18 protein-coding genes are annotated in these 16,500 nt (G+C 40.1%); 5 read left to right on the top strand and 13 right to left on the bottom strand.

Annotation, left to right across the window (positions count from 1 at the left end; genetic code table 11):
- Positions 1 to 2: 2 nt before the first annotated feature.
- From ACZ2V4_RS09375 to ACZ2V4_RS09390, 4 genes are all read right to left on the bottom strand, one after another.
- Complete coding sequence (locus ACZ2V4_RS09375) at positions 3 to 1,289, bottom strand: dihydrolipoamide acetyltransferase family protein (RefSeq protein WP_283721671.1); 1,287 nt, start codon at positions 1,287 to 1,289, stop codon at positions 3 to 5.
- Between the two features lie 93 nt (positions 1,290 to 1,382).
- The gene (locus ACZ2V4_RS09380; protein ID WP_219494430.1) at positions 1,383 to 2,360 is read right to left on the bottom strand and encodes an alpha-ketoacid dehydrogenase subunit beta; all 978 of its coding nucleotides are present in this window, start codon (positions 2,358 to 2,360) and stop codon (positions 1,383 to 1,385) included.
- 3 nt (positions 2,361 to 2,363) lie between these two features.
- A complete protein-coding gene (gene pdhA / locus ACZ2V4_RS09385) occupies positions 2,364 to 3,479 on the bottom strand; it encodes a pyruvate dehydrogenase (acetyl-transferring) E1 component subunit alpha (RefSeq protein ID WP_012656618.1) in 1,116 nt (371 codons plus the stop codon).
- A 175-nt stretch (positions 3,480 to 3,654) separates the two neighbouring features.
- Complete coding sequence (locus ACZ2V4_RS09390) at positions 3,655 to 4,287, bottom strand: YkyA family protein (protein ID WP_219494428.1); 633 nt, start codon at positions 4,285 to 4,287, stop codon at positions 3,655 to 3,657.
- Between the two features lie 109 nt (positions 4,288 to 4,396).
- Between ACZ2V4_RS09390 and def the strand changes: the two genes are divergently transcribed.
- A complete protein-coding gene (gene def / locus ACZ2V4_RS09395) occupies positions 4,397 to 4,951 on the top strand; it encodes a peptide deformylase (protein WP_283721673.1) in 555 nt (184 codons plus the stop codon).
- Between the two features lie 26 nt (positions 4,952 to 4,977).
- Here the strand turns inward: def and ACZ2V4_RS09400 are convergent, their stop codons facing one another.
- Both ACZ2V4_RS09400 and ACZ2V4_RS09405 read right to left on the bottom strand, forming a co-directional pair.
- Positions 4,978 to 5,235, bottom strand: a complete 258-nt coding sequence (locus ACZ2V4_RS09400) for a hypothetical protein (RefSeq protein ID WP_219494425.1) — start codon at positions 5,233 to 5,235, stop codon at positions 4,978 to 4,980.
- Between the two features lie 5 nt (positions 5,236 to 5,240).
- Complete coding sequence (locus ACZ2V4_RS09405) at positions 5,241 to 6,020, bottom strand: Cof-type HAD-IIB family hydrolase (RefSeq protein WP_490514770.1); 780 nt, start codon at positions 6,018 to 6,020, stop codon at positions 5,241 to 5,243.
- Positions 6,021 to 6,228: 208 nt separating this feature from the next.
- Here ACZ2V4_RS09405 and ACZ2V4_RS09410 point away from each other — a divergent pair, with 208 nt between their 5' ends.
- Positions 6,229 to 6,441 (top strand): DNA-dependent RNA polymerase subunit epsilon, encoded by a 213-nt coding sequence (locus ACZ2V4_RS09410; RefSeq protein WP_219494421.1) that lies wholly within the window; start codon positions 6,229 to 6,231, stop codon positions 6,439 to 6,441.
- The gene (gene rnjA / locus ACZ2V4_RS09415; protein ID WP_219494419.1) at positions 6,441 to 8,129 is read left to right on the top strand and encodes a ribonuclease J1; all 1,689 of its coding nucleotides are present in this window, start codon (positions 6,441 to 6,443) and stop codon (positions 8,127 to 8,129) included. The genes ACZ2V4_RS09410 and rnjA overlap by 1 nt, the downstream gene beginning before the upstream one ends.
- 72 nt (positions 8,130 to 8,201) lie before the next feature.
- On the opposite strand, the gene ACZ2V4_RS09420 is transcribed toward rnjA, so the two are convergent.
- Genes ACZ2V4_RS09420 through ACZ2V4_RS09430 form a run of 3 tightly spaced genes read right to left on the bottom strand, consistent with a single transcriptional unit; the run spans position 8,202 to position 11,251 of the window.
- Positions 8,202 to 8,864, bottom strand: coding sequence for a potassium channel family protein (locus ACZ2V4_RS09420; protein WP_219494417.1), 663 nt, complete (start codon positions 8,862 to 8,864; stop codon positions 8,202 to 8,204).
- Between the two features lie 15 nt (positions 8,865 to 8,879).
- The gene (locus ACZ2V4_RS09425) at positions 8,880 to 9,899 is read right to left on the bottom strand and encodes a cytochrome d ubiquinol oxidase subunit II (protein WP_490514771.1); all 1,020 of its coding nucleotides are present in this window, start codon (positions 9,897 to 9,899) and stop codon (positions 8,880 to 8,882) included.
- Entirely contained in the window at positions 9,899 to 11,251 is a 1,353-nt protein-coding gene (locus ACZ2V4_RS09430; protein WP_490514772.1) for a cytochrome ubiquinol oxidase subunit I, read from the bottom strand. The genes ACZ2V4_RS09425 and ACZ2V4_RS09430 overlap by 1 nt, the downstream gene beginning before the upstream one ends.
- Positions 11,252 to 11,390: 139 nt before the next feature.
- Between ACZ2V4_RS09430 and ACZ2V4_RS09435 the strand changes: the two genes are divergently transcribed.
- Together ACZ2V4_RS09435 and ACZ2V4_RS09440 are read left to right on the top strand one after the other, a co-directional pair.
- Positions 11,391 to 11,615 carry a glutaredoxin family protein gene (locus tag ACZ2V4_RS09435; RefSeq protein WP_283721675.1) on the top strand — a complete coding sequence of 75 codons (225 nt, stop codon included), beginning with the start codon at positions 11,391 to 11,393 and terminating at the stop codon, positions 11,613 to 11,615.
- Entirely contained in the window at positions 11,608 to 12,435 is an 828-nt protein-coding gene (locus ACZ2V4_RS09440; RefSeq protein WP_490514773.1) for a metallophosphoesterase, read from the top strand. The genes ACZ2V4_RS09435 and ACZ2V4_RS09440 overlap by 8 nt, the downstream gene beginning before the upstream one ends.
- An 88-nt stretch (positions 12,436 to 12,523) precedes the next feature.
- On the opposite strand, the gene ptsP is transcribed toward ACZ2V4_RS09440, so the two are convergent.
- The 4 genes from ptsP to ACZ2V4_RS09460 form a co-directional block, all read right to left on the bottom strand.
- Positions 12,524 to 14,233: a phosphoenolpyruvate--protein phosphotransferase gene (gene ptsP / locus ACZ2V4_RS09445; protein ID WP_413474379.1), complete on the bottom strand. Its 1,710-nt coding sequence runs from the start codon at positions 14,231 to 14,233 to the stop codon at positions 12,524 to 12,526.
- A complete protein-coding gene (locus ACZ2V4_RS09450; RefSeq protein WP_099482422.1) occupies positions 14,233 to 14,499 on the bottom strand; it encodes a phosphocarrier protein HPr in 267 nt (88 codons plus the stop codon). Before ACZ2V4_RS09450 ends, ptsP begins: the two co-directional genes overlap by 1 nt.
- A gap of 156 nt (positions 14,500 to 14,655) precedes the next feature.
- Positions 14,656 to 15,183 (bottom strand): DUF697 domain-containing protein, encoded by a 528-nt coding sequence (locus ACZ2V4_RS09455; protein WP_490514774.1) that lies wholly within the window; start codon positions 15,181 to 15,183, stop codon positions 14,656 to 14,658.
- 59 nt (positions 15,184 to 15,242) lie between these two features.
- Positions 15,243 to 16,409 carry a class I SAM-dependent rRNA methyltransferase gene (locus ACZ2V4_RS09460; protein ID WP_420496490.1) on the bottom strand — a complete coding sequence of 389 codons (1,167 nt, stop codon included), beginning with the start codon at positions 16,407 to 16,409 and terminating at the stop codon, positions 15,243 to 15,245.
- Positions 16,410 to 16,500 lie beyond the last annotated feature (91 nt).

Consider the following 16,500-nt stretch of genomic DNA (forward strand, 5'->3'; position numbering starts at 1 on the left):
GTTTACCCCTCCATTAATAATAATTCTGGATTATTTAACAAGCGTTTAATATGGTTCATTGCACTTTGTCCAGTTGCGCCATCGATTTGACGGTGGTCGAAACTTAATGATAATGCAAGAACTGGTGCTGCAACAATTTCTCCATCTTTAACGATTGGTTTTTGCGCGATACGACCAATACCTAAAATTGCAACTTCAGGATGGTTAATAACTGGAGTGAACCATTGTCCACCAGCTGAACCGATATTACTTATTGTACATGAAGCACCCTTCATTTCGCTAGGAGAAAGTTTGCCATCACGTGCTTTAACTGCTAATTCATTGATTTCATCAGAAATCGCGAAGATTGATTTACGATCTGCATTTTTTACAACAGGTACTAATAGACCGCGTTCAGTATCAGCAGCGATACCAATGTTGTAATAATGTTTGTGTACAATTTCTTCAGTCGCATCATCTAATGAAGTGTTTAAAGCAGGATATGCTTTAAGTGCTGAAACTAATGCTTTTACAACGTATGGTAAGAATGTTAATTTCGTACCTTGTTCAGCTGCAACTTCTTTAAATTTCTTACGGTGATCCCATAATGCCTGTACTTCTACTTCATCCATTAATGTTACGTGTGGTGCAGTATGTTTAGAGTTCACCATTGCTTTTGCAATTGCACGACGCATTGCCGGAATTTTCTCGCGTGTTTCTGGGAAGTCACCTTCTGGTGCTGCAACTGGTTGAGGTGCTGCTTGTGCTGGTGTTTCTTGAGCTGGTGCTTCAGGTGTACTTGCAGTTGTTTGTCCACCTTCAGCATACGCTAGAACGTCGTCTTTTAAGACACGACCGTTTTTACCAGTACCCTGAACAGCTTTAATGTTAACCCCTTTATCACGGGCTAATTTACGTACTGAAGGCATTGCGATAACACGGCGGTTTTCGTCAACTTCAACGTCTTGTGCAGGTGCTTGTGCTTCTGCTTTAGGCGCTTCCGTAGTTTCAGCTTGTGCTTCCTCTTTTGGTTCTTCTTTTGATTCTGAAGCATCATTTTGTGCGTGTGCGTCATCAGAATCGATTGTTACGATAACCTCACCTAGATTTGCTACAGTTCCTTCTTCAGCCACGATCGTATTGATCTTTCCTGTTACTGGAGATGGAATTTCTACTACAGATTTATCACTTTGTACTTCTAACAAAATATCGTCTTCTTGTACTTCGTCGCCAGACTTAACGAACCACTTTACGATTTCACCTTCAAATATCCCTTCACCAAGGGCAGGTAACTTAAATTCAAATGCCACAATAAATTCCTCCTAAAGAATTAAGAATTAAAATAAATGAATGAAAAGTAACATCGTGATGCTACTTTTCATTTTACACGTTTATCTTCTAGATTAGAATTCTAACGTCTTTTTCGCTACTGCGATAATATCTTCTTTGTTTGGTAACCAAACGTTTTCTGCTTGAGTAAATGGATAAGCAGTATCAGGGGCTGATACACGTCCAATAGGTGCTTCCAGGCTTAAAATCGCACGCTCTGAAATTTCAGATACGACATTCGCACCAACACCCGCTTGTCTTTGCGCTTCTTGAACAACAACAACGCGACCAGTCTTCTCAACTGAAGCAACGATTGTTTCAATATCAAGTGGTTGAACAGTACGTAAGTCGATGACCTCTACTGAATGTCCATCTTTCGCTAACGTTTCTGCTGCTTTCATAGATTCTTGAACCATTGCACCATAAGTAATGATTGATAAATCAGTACCCTCTTGTTTCACTGCTGCTTTACCGATTTCAACCGTATACTCTTCTTCAGGTACTTCTTCACGGAATGAACGGTATAATTTCATATGCTCTAAGTAAACAACAGGATCGTTATCACGAATTGCTGAAATTAATAATCCTTTAGCATCATATGGGTTTGATGGGATAACAACTTTAACACCAGGTGTTTGCGCCATTAGACCTTCTAAGTTATCTGCATGAAGTTCTGGTGTATGTACCCCACCACCAAATGGTGAACGGATAACAACTGGTGCAGTTTTTGTTCCACCTGAACGGAAGTGTTGACGAGATAATTGTGCTGCAATTGAATCGAATACTTCGAATACGAATCCGAAGAACTGAATTTCCATTACTGGACGGAAACCAGTTAATGATAAACCTACCGCTAAACCACCGATACCAGACTCAGCAAGTGGTGTATCGAATACACGATCTTCACCGAATTCTTTTTGAAGTCCTTCAGTCGCACGGAATACCCCACCGTTGACACCAACGTCTTCTCCGAAAACTAATACGTTTTCGTCATTTTTTAGTTCTGTTTGAAGCGCATTTGTAATCGCTTGAATCATTGTCATTTGTGCCATGACTTATTTCGACTCCTTCTCTTTATAAATTTCCATCTGTTCCTTAATATTTTGAGGAACGTTATCAGAGTACATAATCTCCATTAATTGCGTCACAGTTTGTTTTGGTGTCGCATCCGCTTCTTTAATCGCGTTTTTAATGTCTTCTTTCGCTCTGTCCATTACTTCATTTTCTTTCTCTTCAGACCATAATCCTTTTGCTTCTAAGAATTTACGGAAACGTACTAATGGATCTTTTTTCACCCACTCGTCATCTTCATCTGAAGTTCTGTAACGTGTAGGATCATCACCAGCCATCGTATGTGGACCATAACGGTAAGTGATTGTTTCGATTAATGTTGGACCTTCACCAGCAACTGCACGGTCACGCGCTTCTTTCGTTGCTTGATATACTGCTAAAGCATCCATACCATCAACAACGATACCAGGGATACCGACCGCTACTGCTTTTTGTGCTAATGTTTTCGCAGCTGTTTGTTTGCTACGTGGTGTTGAGATTGCATAGTTATTATTTTGGATAACGAAGATTGCAGGTGCTTTAAATGCTGATGCGAAGTTGATACCTTCATAGAAGTCACCTTGTGAAGAACCACCGTCACCTGTATAAGTAATTGCTACTGCATCTTGACCACGTTTCTTAAGACCAAGTGCTACCCCTGCAGTCTGAACATATTGTGCACCGATGATGATTTGTGGTGCTAAAGCGTTCATTCCTTCAGGCATTTGAGACCCAACAAAGTGTCCACGTGACCATAAGAAAGCTTTTGTAAGTGGTAAACCGTGCCAGATTAATTGTGGTACGTCACGGTAACCCGGTAAAATGTAATCTTGTTTCTCTAAAGCATAATGAGAAGCTAATTGAGAAGCTTCCTGACCCGCAGTCGGCGCATAGAATCCTAAACGTCCTTGGCGGTTAAGAGAGATAGAACGTTGATCTAATACACGCGTCCAGACCATTCTCTCCATTAATTCAACCAATTGTTCATCCGTTAAGTCAGGCATAAAGTCTTTATTAACGACATTGCCATCTAAATCTAATACTTGTACTACTTCAAATTTTGATTCGATCTCTTGTAGAGTCGAAACTGCATCGAATGGAGCTTGCTTTTTCGGAGCCATTCAATTCACCAAACCTTTCTAGTTTTTATACGTTACAAGTTCATAATATCACAAAATTGTATTACTGTTAAAGAAAAAGTTTGTGACAATATAAAGAGCATGAAATAAGGATTATTTCACGCTGTGTTATAGTAAACGATGAACCTGTTATATATCAAAAATGTAATAGCAGCACTTATTTACCGTTCAAGATATCTGTCATTTTCGTCTTCTCTTGTTCGACTGCTCTTAACATGTTGGCATAGGCCGTAGTATCTTTGTTGAACTGTTCATACTTCTTAGTAACATTTTCAATCTTGGCATTGACCACCTTAGATTTTGGCTGTGGCTGTTTCAAATATGTAAATACATCTTTCTCTGTTTTAAGGATGTCTTTATAGCTATTCATAAGCTGCTGGTGCTGCGTGTACTTTTTATCATTCACCTCTATAAATGATGCGACCTGCTTTTTCTGTGTTTCATCTTTGATATCTTTCGTCATCGCTTTTGCATCTTCATAAATTCCTTTTGATTTGTCCATTGCCTTTATTTCTTCTTGAATGGCGTCTCTTCTGTCGTCAGCATTTTTAAGCAGCTGGTCAGCGTAGCCTTTAATTTCACCTTGCTTCGCTTTATTGATCTGATTAAAGATTTTCACTTTATCATTCTCTAGTTTCTGTAGTTTTTCACCTGTTGTCTTAACAGGTTCTTCCGCTTTTACAGAAGTGTCGATCTGTGTGGCAAAATTGCCGAGCGCTTCTGTCTTACCTTGACAGGCAGCTAATAACAGAACCATTAACAAAGCAAATATTAATTTACTTATCTTCATATTGAACCTCCTTAATTTATGGCTTTATGTTATATCTTTTCAAAATCATTTTCAAACGATAGCACATATCTTAATAATCTGATATATTTTACTCTGAGGAGTGAAGACAATGCTAACAATGAAAGACATTATTCGGGACGGACATCCTACATTAAGAGCGAAAGCTGAGGAAGTTCCCCTCCCCCTATCAACAGAAGACAGACAGCTGATCGATGATATGCTTGAGTTTCTTAAGATGAGCCAGGATGAAGAACAAAGCAGGAAGTATCAACTAAGAAGTGGTGTCGGCATCGCCGCTCCACAGCTGAACTATAAGAAACGCATGCTCGTCATCCATTTCTACGACGAAAAAAAGGGCGATTATGTGACGCATCAGCTCATCAATCCGAAGATTATCAGCCATAGTGTCGAGAAATCCTATCTACCGACCGGTGAAGGCTGCCTGAGTGTAGATGAAGCTGTACCGGGCATCGTACATCGCTATGCGCGTATCACCGTCAAGGCGTATACCCCAGATGGCGAAGCAGTGAAGCTTAGATTGAAGGACTTCAGTGCAATCGTCGCTCAGCATGAAATCGATCATCTGAACGGTGTCATGTTCTATGATCATATCGATAAAGCAGATCCAATGAAAGTACAAAAGGATGCCATTGCAGTTGAATAAAAACCGAAGCTTAAGCTTCGGTTTTTTTAAATAAATTCATCGTTTCTAACTTGGTATGCAATCCCTTTTTCACCCAGCACCTGTGTGACTTCATCAAGCTCATCAACATGCAGAAACATCGGATCTTTCGGTCTCGGCGCCAAATGTACATCTTCTGCTTCAAACAGGTCTTCGTACAAGAATGTAGCTACGACATCATTTCCTCTGACATTAAATTCTATCATTTTAAGATGAATCGCTTTATTTTCTGACTCTCTTAACATTTCTTGTGCATGTGTATTCATTGTCATCATCCTTCAATTAAATTTAATGCTTTAACTGCATACATTATACCATCTTCATCAACTGCTTTTGTAATGAAATCTGCATACTGTTTCAATTCATCAACACCGTTGCCCATCACAACGCCAATGCCAGCACCTTGGATCATCTCGATATCATTTAATCCATCACCAAACGCAATCGTATCTTCAATATTAAATCCAAGCGAGGCTGCAAGGTGCGTTATCCCCCTCATCTTGGAGCCGTTAGCAGGCACGACATCACGACTCAGTTCATGCCATCGTATAAACTTCAGATATTCAAATTGCCCATCATAGATTCCATCCTCACTTTGCTGATGAAATATCAGCGCCTGATAGATTTTGTGCTGCATATAGAAAGTATCAGCTTTACGTGGATGCGCCATATGCATCGTATCCAGACTTGTCTTGATATACTCGTGGAAATCAATATTCGCTACAAGGTCATCATGTGTTAAGAAGACCACGGGATGATCATGTCCATGTGCAACATGTTCAAGTGCTTTAAGGCTTTCAGTATCGAGTGGGTTTTCATAGATGACATTACCATTCGCATAGACATACTGACCATTAAATGACACATAGTTCTTAATACCTGTCTCTTCCAGAACTGGCTGCACCAAAAATGGCGCACGTCCTGTCGCAATCGCGACAGTATGCCCTTGTGTCTGCAACGCCTTTATCGCAGCCATCGTTGAATTTGGAATGTTTTTGTCGTAATCATAAAGCGTACCGTCAATATCAAATAATATTAATTTATGTTCCATCATTGTCCTCCTACTATATTTATTTATAAACTATCAGTTTTCAGTATATTTTCATATAAATATGATTATTCGCTTCATAAGGCTTTACACTTATATTAAAAATCATGTAATATAGTAGTACTCATACATTTTTAATAATGTCTTGTACGGTTATTTAAGCCCTAGACTTCTAGGGCATTCTTTATGTAAATTATAGGAGGCAATAAACATGGCAATTTTTAAAGTATTATATCAAGAAGACAAAGCAGAAGTAATCATTCGTGAAAACACACAGGTTAAATTTTTCGACGCAGTGAGCGAAGAACAAGTGAGAAGATATTTAATCGATCGTCCTTACAACATCGAATTTGTTCAGAAACTTGAAGGTGCACACCTTGAGTATGAACAAAAAGCTGAAAATTACAGCGTGGAGAAAATTTAATGAAACAATTAAGCAAAAATGAAGTAGGTGTCTTCGCGCTTGGAGGTATGGGCGAAATCGGTAAGAACACCTACGCAATAGAGTATCAGGATGAGATTGTCGTCATTGATGCAGGTATTAAGTTTCCAGAGGACGAGTTACTTGGTATCGATTATGTCATTCCTGACTACACGTATCTCATTGAGAACAAAGAGAGAATTAAAGGCTTATTTATAACCCATGGACACGAAGACCATATTGGTGGCGTGCCTTTCTTACTGAAACAGCTGAATGTTCCAATTTACGGCGGACCATTAGCATTAGGCCTTATTCGTAATAAATTAGAAGAGCATGGCTTGCTTAGGACCGCAAGTTTAAATCCAATAACTGAAGACAGTATCTTTGAATTTAAACACTTGAAAGTGTCCTTCTACTTAACGACACACTCTATACCTGAAGCATACGGTGTCATTGTAGATACACCTGAAGGCAAGATCGTGCATACCGGCGACTTTAAGTTCGACTTTACACCTGTTGGTGAACCTGCCAACATCGCTAAGATGGCACGTCTTGGCGAAGAAGGTGTGCTGTGCCTATTATCAGATTCAACAAACGCTGAAATTCCGAACTTTACGATCAGTGAACGTGAAGTGGGACAGAACGTCGAACAAATTTTCCGTAAGTGTACAGGTCGTATTATCTTTGCAACATTCGCTTCAAACATCTATCGTGTGCAGCAAGCAATTGAGGCAGCCGTGAAGTTCGACCGTAAGATTGTCATATTCGGACGCTCTATGGAGAACAATATTAAGATTGGTACAGAACTAGGCTATATTAAAGTACCCCCTGAAACATTTATCGAAGCGAATAAGATCAATACAGTACCGAAACATAAATTACTGATTCTATGTACCGGCTCTCAAGGGGAACCGATGGCAGCACTGTCACGTATCGCCAATGGCACGCATCGTCAGATTTCTATTATTCCTGAAGATACAGTAATCTTCAGTTCTTCCCCTATTCCAGGGAATACATTAAGCGTAAACCGTACGATCAACGCCCTTTACAAAGCAGGCGCTGATGTTATCCACGGTAAATTATCAAATATCCATACATCTGGACACGGTTCTCAAGAAGAACAGAAATTGATGCTGCGCCTTATGAAACCGAAGTATTTTATGCCGATTCATGGGGAGTATCGTATGCAGAGCCTGCACGGACAGCTCGGTGTCGACTGTGGTGTGAACCCAGATAATGTATTTATTCACGAAAATGGTGACGTACTGGCATTAACACATGACTCAGCACGTCATGCAGGTCGTGTACAGGCTGGTAATGTACTTGTTGATGGTAGTGGTATCGGCGATATCGGCAACGTTGTTATCAAAGACCGTAAGATGCTGTCAGAAGAAGGCTTAGTCATCGTAGTTGTCAGCGTGGATTTCGAAAAGAATCAGCTGCTTAGTGGTCCTGACATCATCTCTCGCGGCTTTGTATATATGCGCGAATCTGGACATATGATCTATGAAGCGAGCAGACTACTTAAAAAACGCGTTATCGAGAAATTAAATTCTGGCGAAGAACTTGAATGGCATCATATTAAGAATGTCATCAGCGAAACGCTTGCACCATACCTTTACGAAAAGACGAAACGTAAACCAATGATCCTACCGATGATCATGGATGTTAATAAAGATAAGAAAGAATAATATACACCCTCGTCACTGTATATTTAAATAACAATAACCCCGAATGATTCTAGAATCATTCGGGGTTATCTTCTATTCTTTCATAATCTTCTTCTCAAAACGGTTTAGATCATTATCATGACCGATCATTATAAGAATGTCTCCATTCTCAATCGCGACAGCCGGATCAGGTGACACGATAATCTCTCTGCCACGCTTAACCGCGATAATATTGATACCATAATTTGCACGGATATCCAGGTCAAGAATAGTATGTCCCTGCAATGTTTCACCTGCACGGATCTCAACAATCGAGTGCTGATCAGAAAGTTCAAGATAATCCAGTACAGAGGAGCTCGCAACATTGTGCGCAATGCGTCGGCCCATATCTCGTTCAGGATGTACCACTGTGTCTGCACCGATTTTGTTCAGTACTTTCGCATGATAATCATTCTGCGCCTTCGCTGTAACCTTCTTAACACCAAGATCCTTTAAGATTAATGTCGTCAAGATGCTTGCCTGTATATTATCCCCAATCGCGACAATGACATGATCGAAGTTACGGATACCCAGGCTTTTCAGTACATTCTCATCCGTCGTATCTGCAATCACTGCGTGTGTCGCAATATCAGCATACTCATTGACACGCGCTTCATCTGAGTCAATCGCCATAACGTCCATATCAAGGGCACTTAATTCTTTTACGATACTACCACCAAATCGGCCAAGCCCAATGACAACAAATTCTTTTTCCATAATGACTACCCCTTATTATTTCTTTTTCCCTTTGACATAATCTGCATCAAAGATAAACAATCTCATTAATAAATATAATGAAGGGAGCAGTAAAAGTAAACCTAAAATAAATGCGACGACTAAATAAAAGGCCATCGTCTCATTCACGACTGCTTTATCCATATTCACATATGGGTATAGGATATATGGTAATTTACTGATGCCGTAACCATAGAATGCTGTCGCAAACTGCAGCACGACAAAGATAAATGCGATATCAAGTGATTTCTCTAAGTAATACAGCACCAGTGCAATTAAGAAGCATACGATACTGAGTCCGAAGAGCCACCAGTAATCACCTACTGCTGTGTTAAAGTGCAGTACGTTCTGCTGTCTTAAACTTAAGAATGTGAACTGACAGATGACAAGCATCGGCAATGCCCATATTAAATACCATTTTCTTAAGATTCCATACGCCTTCATATCATTTGCACGCTTTGCATAGACCGTCAAGAATGCTGCAGAGATAAACAGCACGGAAATGATGCATAGAAACACTACGCTCCATGAAAATGGGCTCATCAGGAGTTCAAGCCAGTCGAGTGCGATCCCCTTCTTGGTTTCATGAATAAATCCACCTTCAGAAATCGTCAGAACTGTCGAGAATGATGCCGGAATCAGCAATCCACTGATACCATATAATGCAACCCATGCAAGTTTAGAGTCCTTACCGTATGTCTCAAACGCATAGAACGAACCTCGTATCGTCAGCAACAGGAGTGCAATACTTACAGGTATCAGTAATGTCGTTCCAAAATAGTAGGCAGTGTCCGGGAAGAATCCGACAATTCCTACAAAGAAGAACACTAAGAAGACATTCGTTACTTCCCATACCGGGTTCAAGTAACGTTTGATGACGTCTCTTAAATCGTTCTCCTGATGTGTCAGCTTGGCATACAGTATAAAGAATCCTGCACCAAAATCAATGGCACCGAGAATAATATAACCGAATAAGAACGTCCACAGTACGAGTATTCCAATATGTTGATAGTCCATTATACTCTACCCCCATTATACGTTGATTCATATGTTTCAATATCTCGTGCTGCAGGCTTATCCTTGAACATTCTGATGAGTACATAACTACAGCTGAATCCGATTATGAGATAAAGTAACCCAAATCCTACAAGCACTAAGCTGACACCTTCTGCATGCGTCACGCCTTGAGCGACTTTCATATATCCTCTGAGTAACCATGGCTGTCTGCCCATCTCAGCTAAGAACCAGCCGAACTCTATCGCAAGCATACATAACGGACCTGTAAGTGCCATTAAATAAAGCATAAAGTTGCTCGTACTCACCTTTGTACGTACTTTCTTCAAGATGACATAAAGGACACTCACAGCAAACGAGAACATCCCGAAAAATACCATCAGATCAAAGAAATAATGAATAATTAATGGCGGACGTTCATCTGCTTTAAACTCATTCAATCCTTTAACTTCTGTATTAAAGCTGTTATCTGCCAGAAAACTTAAGACACCAGGAATCTTGATCGCACCTTTAACTTCATGTGTCTTTTCATCTAGTACACCGAAGAGTACAAGATCTGCTTGCTTCTCAGATTCGAAATGCCATTCCATCGCTGCAAGCTTCTCAGGCTGTTCATTATGCAGGAACTTCGCAGAAAGGTCACCTGCAAGAATGGTCAATAAACTGAAGATTAGACCGACAATCATCGCCATATTAAGTGCTGATTTATGATATTGTCTATCCTCAGCAAATTTATTCTTCAGTAATTTCACTGCCGCGACACTTGCCACACAGAAAGCAATCGTCATGCCACCTGTTGTTACAACATGGAATGCACGTACGAAAAATGAAGGATTGAGCATCGCTGCAATCGGATCGATATTCACCAGTACCCCGTCCTTCAGATCGAAACCTTGTGGTGTATTCATAAACGAGTTGACGCTTGTGATAAATAATGCGCTTAATGTCGAACCGATGATGATCGGAATATTTAATATCCAGTGTATCCATTTATTTTTGAAACGATCCCACGTATAAAGGTAGATACTTAAAAATATTGCTTCAAAGAAAAACGCGAATGTTTCCATAAATAATGGTAATGCAATCACCTGGCCTCCAAGCTTCATAAATGACGGCCAAAGTAACGATAATTGTAATCCGATAATTGTACCGGTTACAACGCCCACTGCGACAGTAATTGTAAATGCTTTCGCCATACGACGTGCAAGTGCAATATATTTCATATTCCCTGTCTTAATACCGATACCTTCAGCAATCATGATCATAAGTGGCATACCCACGCCAATCGTTGCGAAGATAATATGAAAACCTAAAGTCATCGCAGTTAAAATTCTACTCATAACGAGTCCATCCATTAATAAAATCCTCCTTTTGTGATAATACTCACATAACATTTATTGTATATTACTCTGTTCCTTTTTTAAAGTAATTGAACCACTTATTTATGACAAATCTGTGTTATAATCATGTCATTATAAAAAAAGGAGCACTGTTATGAATATTGAAATCTATACACAGGACGATTGTCCGCCATGTACATTTATAAAACAATATTTCACTAATAAAGGTTATACATTTACCGAAAAAAATATTTCACATATGCCCTATAAGATCGAGATGATAGACTACGATGCGATGAGCACGCCGCTTATCAAGATTGACGATGCGCTCTTCTATCAGCCGGATATCGACAAGATTGAAGCGTATCTTCATGCTTAAACAATTGATGTATGCCTTTATCGACCATTTCGGTGAACGACTGATTCCCTTGATGCCCAATCCCGTCAATCAATTGAAGCTCAGCCACATCAAACTTAAAGGACTCCATAAGAAGCATGATAGACCCTTACGGATTGTCCATCTTTCAGATATGCATATCGGTTTTCAGTTTGATTATGAAGATCTTATCCATGTAATCAAACAGGTGAATCAGCAGAAACCTGATATCGTCTGTATCACAGGAGATGTATTTGATAATCTGGACCGTTTCAAAGAAAATTCTGACCGCTATATACCGCTCTTTAAGACGATACAGGCGCGTCACAAGTTCTTCGTATATGGCAATCACGATCAGCGCGCACATCGCACACATGACCTGGAACGCGTGATGCAGCATGCAGAAATTGAGATCCTGAATAACTACGGAAAGTATATTACATATGATAATGAATCGATCTATATGTGCGGGACTGACGATATCATCAATAGCGGCGGTAACATCGATCAGATGCTTTACAACAAGACACATCATGCCTATACCATTGCACTCATCCACGAACCTGACTTTGCACGTTTCACGAAACGGTTCGATGTCGATCTGCAGCTCTCCGGACATTCACATGGCGGACAGATCGCCCTGCCAATACTCGGTGCACCAGTGAGACCGATGCTTGGTAGAAAGTATTACCGTGGACTCTATACATTAAAGTACAGGCAGCATAAGATGCAGCTACATACCTCAACCGGGCTCGGAACGACCCATTTTCCAGTACGCATCGGTGTGCGACCGGAGATCACCCTGATCGAGATTAATAAATAACTATACAAATAACCCGAATAATAGAGAAAATGAATTACATTTCCCCTATTATTCGGGTTTTATTGATTCAACTTAAATTTAATTCAGATTATAGATATGCATCTACGAGCTGCACAACTTCTTCTTGTGTCGCACAGTTTAAAGCCTGCTCAGCTACTTTCGCCATCTCTGGCTGACTTAAGTTCTTAATCTGGCGACGTGCACCTAAGATACTTGTCGCACTCATACTGAACTCATCAAGACCTAGACCTAGCAATAACGGAATCGCTGTCGTATCTCCTGCCATTTCTCCACACATTCCTGTCCATTTACCTTCTTTATGACTGGCATCAATAACTTGCTTGATCAGTCTTAAGATTGCTGGATTGTAAGGTTGGTAAAGATAAGAGACACGTTCGCTCATACGGTCTGCTGCCATCGTATATTGAATAAGATCATTCGTACCGATACTAAAGAAGTCAACCTCTTTCGCAAAGATATCGGCCATTGCTGCTGTAGAAGGAATCTCTACCATGATTCCAAGCTCGATATCGTCAGCAACTTTAACTTTATCTGCAGTTAAACTCGCTTTCTCTTCTTCTAAGATTGCTTTCGCCTCACGGAATTCGTTAATTGTCGCAATCATCGGGAACATGATGCTCAGTTTACCGTGGATGGATGCACGCAGTAACGCACGAAGCTGCGTTCTAAAGATATCCTGCTGATCCAGACAAAGTCGAATCGCACGGTATCCAAGGAACGGGTTCATCTCTTTCGGTAAGTTTAAGTACGGAAGCTCTTTATCTCCACCGATATCTAATGTACGCACAACAACACGTTTACCGTCCATCTCAGATAGCACCTTCTTGTATGCTTCAAACTGTTCGTCTTCAGAAGGCATGGTATCGCGTCCCATATAAAGGAACTCTGTACGATAGAGCCCGATACCTTCTGCACCATTATTCTTAACGCCTTCAAGATCATTCGGTGTACCGATGTTCGCAGCAAGCTCTACGTGCTTACCTTCTTTAGTGACCGTCTTATCGTTAACCAGCTGCTTTAATTCTTCTTTCTCTTGCAAGAAAGCAGATTGTCGTGCTTTATACCCCGTAATCGTCTGCTCATCTGGATTGATGATGACTTCTCCTGAAATACCGTCAACAATTACAAAATCTCCTTGCTGCACAGCACCGGTAATATTTTTAGTACCAACAACCGCTGGAATTTCTAATGAACGGCTCATAATCGCTGAATGGCTTGTACGCCCACCGATATTTGTCGCAAATCCTTGAACAAACTTCTTGTTCAGCTGCGCCGTATCAGAAGGTGTTAAGTCTTCTGCAATGATGACAACAGGCTCATCAATCATCGTTGGATTTGGTAGTGACACACCAAGAATATGCGACAATACGCGTTTAGATACATCTTTAATATCTGCTGCACGTTCTTTCATATATTCATTATCCATCGATTCAAATATTGTGATAAAGTTCGTTGAAACTTCAGAGAGGCTTGTTGCTGCATTCATCTGATTATTTCGAATGTTATCTTCAATCGGATTAATAAGTTCAGGGTCTTCAAGTACAAGCAGATGTGCATCAAAGATTGCTGCCTTATCTGGCCCAAGCGCTACTTCTGCATTGTTACGAATCTGTGTCAACTCTACCTTTGATTGATTGATGGCAGCTTTGAATTTCTCAACTTCTGCATCTACATCTGTTACTTTTTCATTGTTAAAAGACAGATCAGGTTCAACCAGAAGGTATGCTTTGGCAATTGCAATGCCATCTGATGCACCGATACCTTTTAAAGTTGTCATTATTTGCTTAAACCTTCTTTAACTAATACTTCACTGATTGCATCGATTGCTTCTTTCTCATCGCTACCTTCAGCATAGATTGTAATTTCTGCGTCTTTACCCACACCTAGACTCATAACACCCATGATTGATTTTAAGTTTACTTTCTTCGCATTATATTCTAATTGAATATCAGATTCAAATTTACTTGCAGTTTGAACTAACATTGTTGCTGGACGTGCATGGATTCCTGTTTCGTCAATAATTACATAAGATTTTTGTTCCATAATAATAATCTCCTTTTGGCTGCATTATGCATTAATTTAATATATAAACTACTTGTCTATACGCTTTCAATATACCAAATTTTTTGACGAAACTCAATCATTTGGATACAGAGCAACAAGCTGTCAAATATTTCTGTTAAAATGTTCACAAAGCATTTAAACGATAAGGTCACGTGCGACACGTTCGCATTTGTCGATATGCTGCTCACCGAGCTTCTTCATCATATAATAGCTGATTGTACCGCTGACCGCCTGGCCGATAACTGGCACCCATTTTGACTGTTTCAGTGCTTCACGACGTAGCATCATCTTGAATACCACAGCAACAAAGCCTTTTGTAACTTTCTTGCCGATGAAGTCACTTCCAGACTTCGCAGCTGAAAAGACGATCTTCTGTTTAATATCATCTGCATAACCACTAACCTGCTTATGACTTAAGCCATACTCTTTATTGATATTCTCGATAATATCAGTCATCAGCTTTAAGTCTGCTGTCACATCAAGCCCTGGTATTGGCACGACGGCTGCAGCAGACGACATAAGTGATTTATTGTGCAGCATACTTTCTGCGCGTTTACGGCGTTCTATAATATCCGCTTCACTTTGCGGTAAGCTGAGGGTCTTCACTTCTTTATTCGTAAATTGTTTTGCCGCCATATTAATGGCAGTATCTAATAATCCCATAATAGATTCCTCCTAAAATAAATATCTAAAGCTTTATTCCCAGAATAGCTATTGTTTAATCATCCTTTAATCTTTACAAACACGACCTTCAAATATTTAGATGCCTTATACTTGTCTGTCGTCTTGAAGTCTTTTGGTAGACCCATGATCTGCTCAATCTCATAGTCGGCACGGTCTGTCAGCGTCTCTTCTATCATTGCTCTGAACTGTTTAAGTGATACATTCGACGCATTTGTCGACAGTACCAGATATCCGCCGTAATTGACGAGCGGCAGCGCCTGTGTAATCAGTTCATGATAGTTATCCTTAACTGTAAATACCTTCTTCTTATGACGTGAGAAGCTCGGCGGGTCGATTACGATGATATCAAATGTCTTTAGGTGACGTGTAAAATAAGCGAGCGCATCAAATGCGTCCATCGTGATAAATGTCTGGTCATCCAGATTCATCTCGTTTAATGCAAAGTTCTGCTGCATCAGTTCAATCGAACGTTTCGCAATATCTACATTGGTTGTCTTGTAGCCATTACTGCCCACTGCTACAGAGAAACCACCTGAGTACGCAAACAGATTGAGCATATCATGATGCTTCGTATCCATATGGAGCAGCTTCTTTCTTACATCGCGCTGATCTAAGAACAGACCGGTCATCGCACCGTCCGTCAGATCGATCATATAATGCAGATTGTTCTCTTTAATTATGATTGGAAATTCCGTACCTTCATCGCTTACCTGATTGGTCGGCACATTCTTATCATAGCGTAGCTTCTCATAGATTGTCTTATACTGAAATACAGCTTTCACCGCTTCAATTATGTCCTGCTTAAAATGATAGATACCCTTTGAATACCACGTGATCAACAGGTGTCCATCGTATGAATCAATCGTAAAGCCACCAAGTCCGTCGCCTTCACCATTATACAATCTGAAAGCGTTCGTATCTGTACTATTATATAGAGAGGCACGTTCTGCATTCGCGGTTTCAAAGAGGTTAATAAAATATGAAGCATCGATAAACTGTAAATATGCATCACTTACCTTCCATCCAAGACCTTTATGCTGCAATCCTGAATAGAATGTACCGATAAGTTCACCTTGCTCTGTCTTAACGGTGAACAGCTCCCCTTCTTCAATCTGGTCTGTCTGATACACATCATCTGTCTCCAGCAGGACATAACCATGGGTAAATTTCTGCTGCTTACTACGTTTAATCGTTACATTTTTCATACATTTCTCCTTAAAATTTAATACATTAACTATACCATAAAAAATAGACATCTCTATCAGATGTCTATTCCACGTTCATTATTTGATTCAC

The sequence above is a fragment of the Macrococcus sp. CoH-51_TC_04 genome, from assembly GCF_058188655.1.

Bases quoted from the DNA above. Each gene is read 5' to 3' on its own strand.
- ACZ2V4_RS09380 (WP_219494430.1), bottom strand. From the start codon at position 2,360: ATGGCACAAATGACAATGATTCAAGCGATTACAAATGCGCTTCAAACA.
- pdhA (WP_012656618.1), bottom strand. From the start codon at position 3,479: ATGGCTCCGAAAAAGCAAGCTCCATTCGATGCAGTTTCGACTCTACAA.
- ACZ2V4_RS09390 (WP_219494428.1), bottom strand. From the start codon at position 4,287: ATGAAGATAAGTAAATTAATATTTGCTTTGTTAATGGTTCTGTTATTA.
- def (WP_283721673.1), top strand. From the start codon at position 4,397: ATGCTAACAATGAAAGACATTATTCGGGACGGACATCCTACATTAAGA.
- ACZ2V4_RS09400 (WP_219494425.1), bottom strand. From the start codon at position 5,235: ATGAATACACATGCACAAGAAATGTTAAGAGAGTCAGAAAATAAAGCG.
- ACZ2V4_RS09405 (WP_490514770.1), bottom strand. From the start codon at position 6,020: ATGGAACATAAATTAATATTATTTGATATTGACGGTACGCTTTATGAT.
- ACZ2V4_RS09410 (WP_219494421.1), top strand. From the start codon at position 6,229: ATGGCAATTTTTAAAGTATTATATCAAGAAGACAAAGCAGAAGTAATC.
- rnjA (WP_219494419.1), top strand. From the start codon at position 6,441: ATGAAACAATTAAGCAAAAATGAAGTAGGTGTCTTCGCGCTTGGAGGT.
- ACZ2V4_RS09420 (WP_219494417.1), bottom strand. From the start codon at position 8,864: ATGGAAAAAGAATTTGTTGTCATTGGGCTTGGCCGATTTGGTGGTAGT.
- ACZ2V4_RS09425 (WP_490514771.1), bottom strand. From the start codon at position 9,899: ATGGACTATCAACATATTGGAATACTCGTACTGTGGACGTTCTTATTC.
- ACZ2V4_RS09430 (WP_490514772.1), bottom strand. From the start codon at position 11,251: ATGGATGGACTCGTTATGAGTAGAATTTTAACTGCGATGACTTTAGGT.
- ACZ2V4_RS09435 (WP_283721675.1), top strand. From the start codon at position 11,391: ATGAATATTGAAATCTATACACAGGACGATTGTCCGCCATGTACATTT.
- ACZ2V4_RS09440 (WP_490514773.1), top strand. From the start codon at position 11,608: ATGCTTAAACAATTGATGTATGCCTTTATCGACCATTTCGGTGAACGA.
- ptsP (WP_413474379.1), bottom strand. From the start codon at position 14,233: ATGACAACTTTAAAAGGTATCGGTGCATCAGATGGCATTGCAATTGCC.
- ACZ2V4_RS09450 (WP_099482422.1), bottom strand. From the start codon at position 14,499: ATGGAACAAAAATCTTATGTAATTATTGACGAAACAGGAATCCATGCA.
- ACZ2V4_RS09455 (WP_490514774.1), bottom strand. From the start codon at position 15,183: ATGGGATTATTAGATACTGCCATTAATATGGCGGCAAAACAATTTACG.
- ACZ2V4_RS09460 (WP_420496490.1), bottom strand. From the start codon at position 16,409: ATGAAAAATGTAACGATTAAACGTAGTAAGCAGCAGAAATTTACCCAT.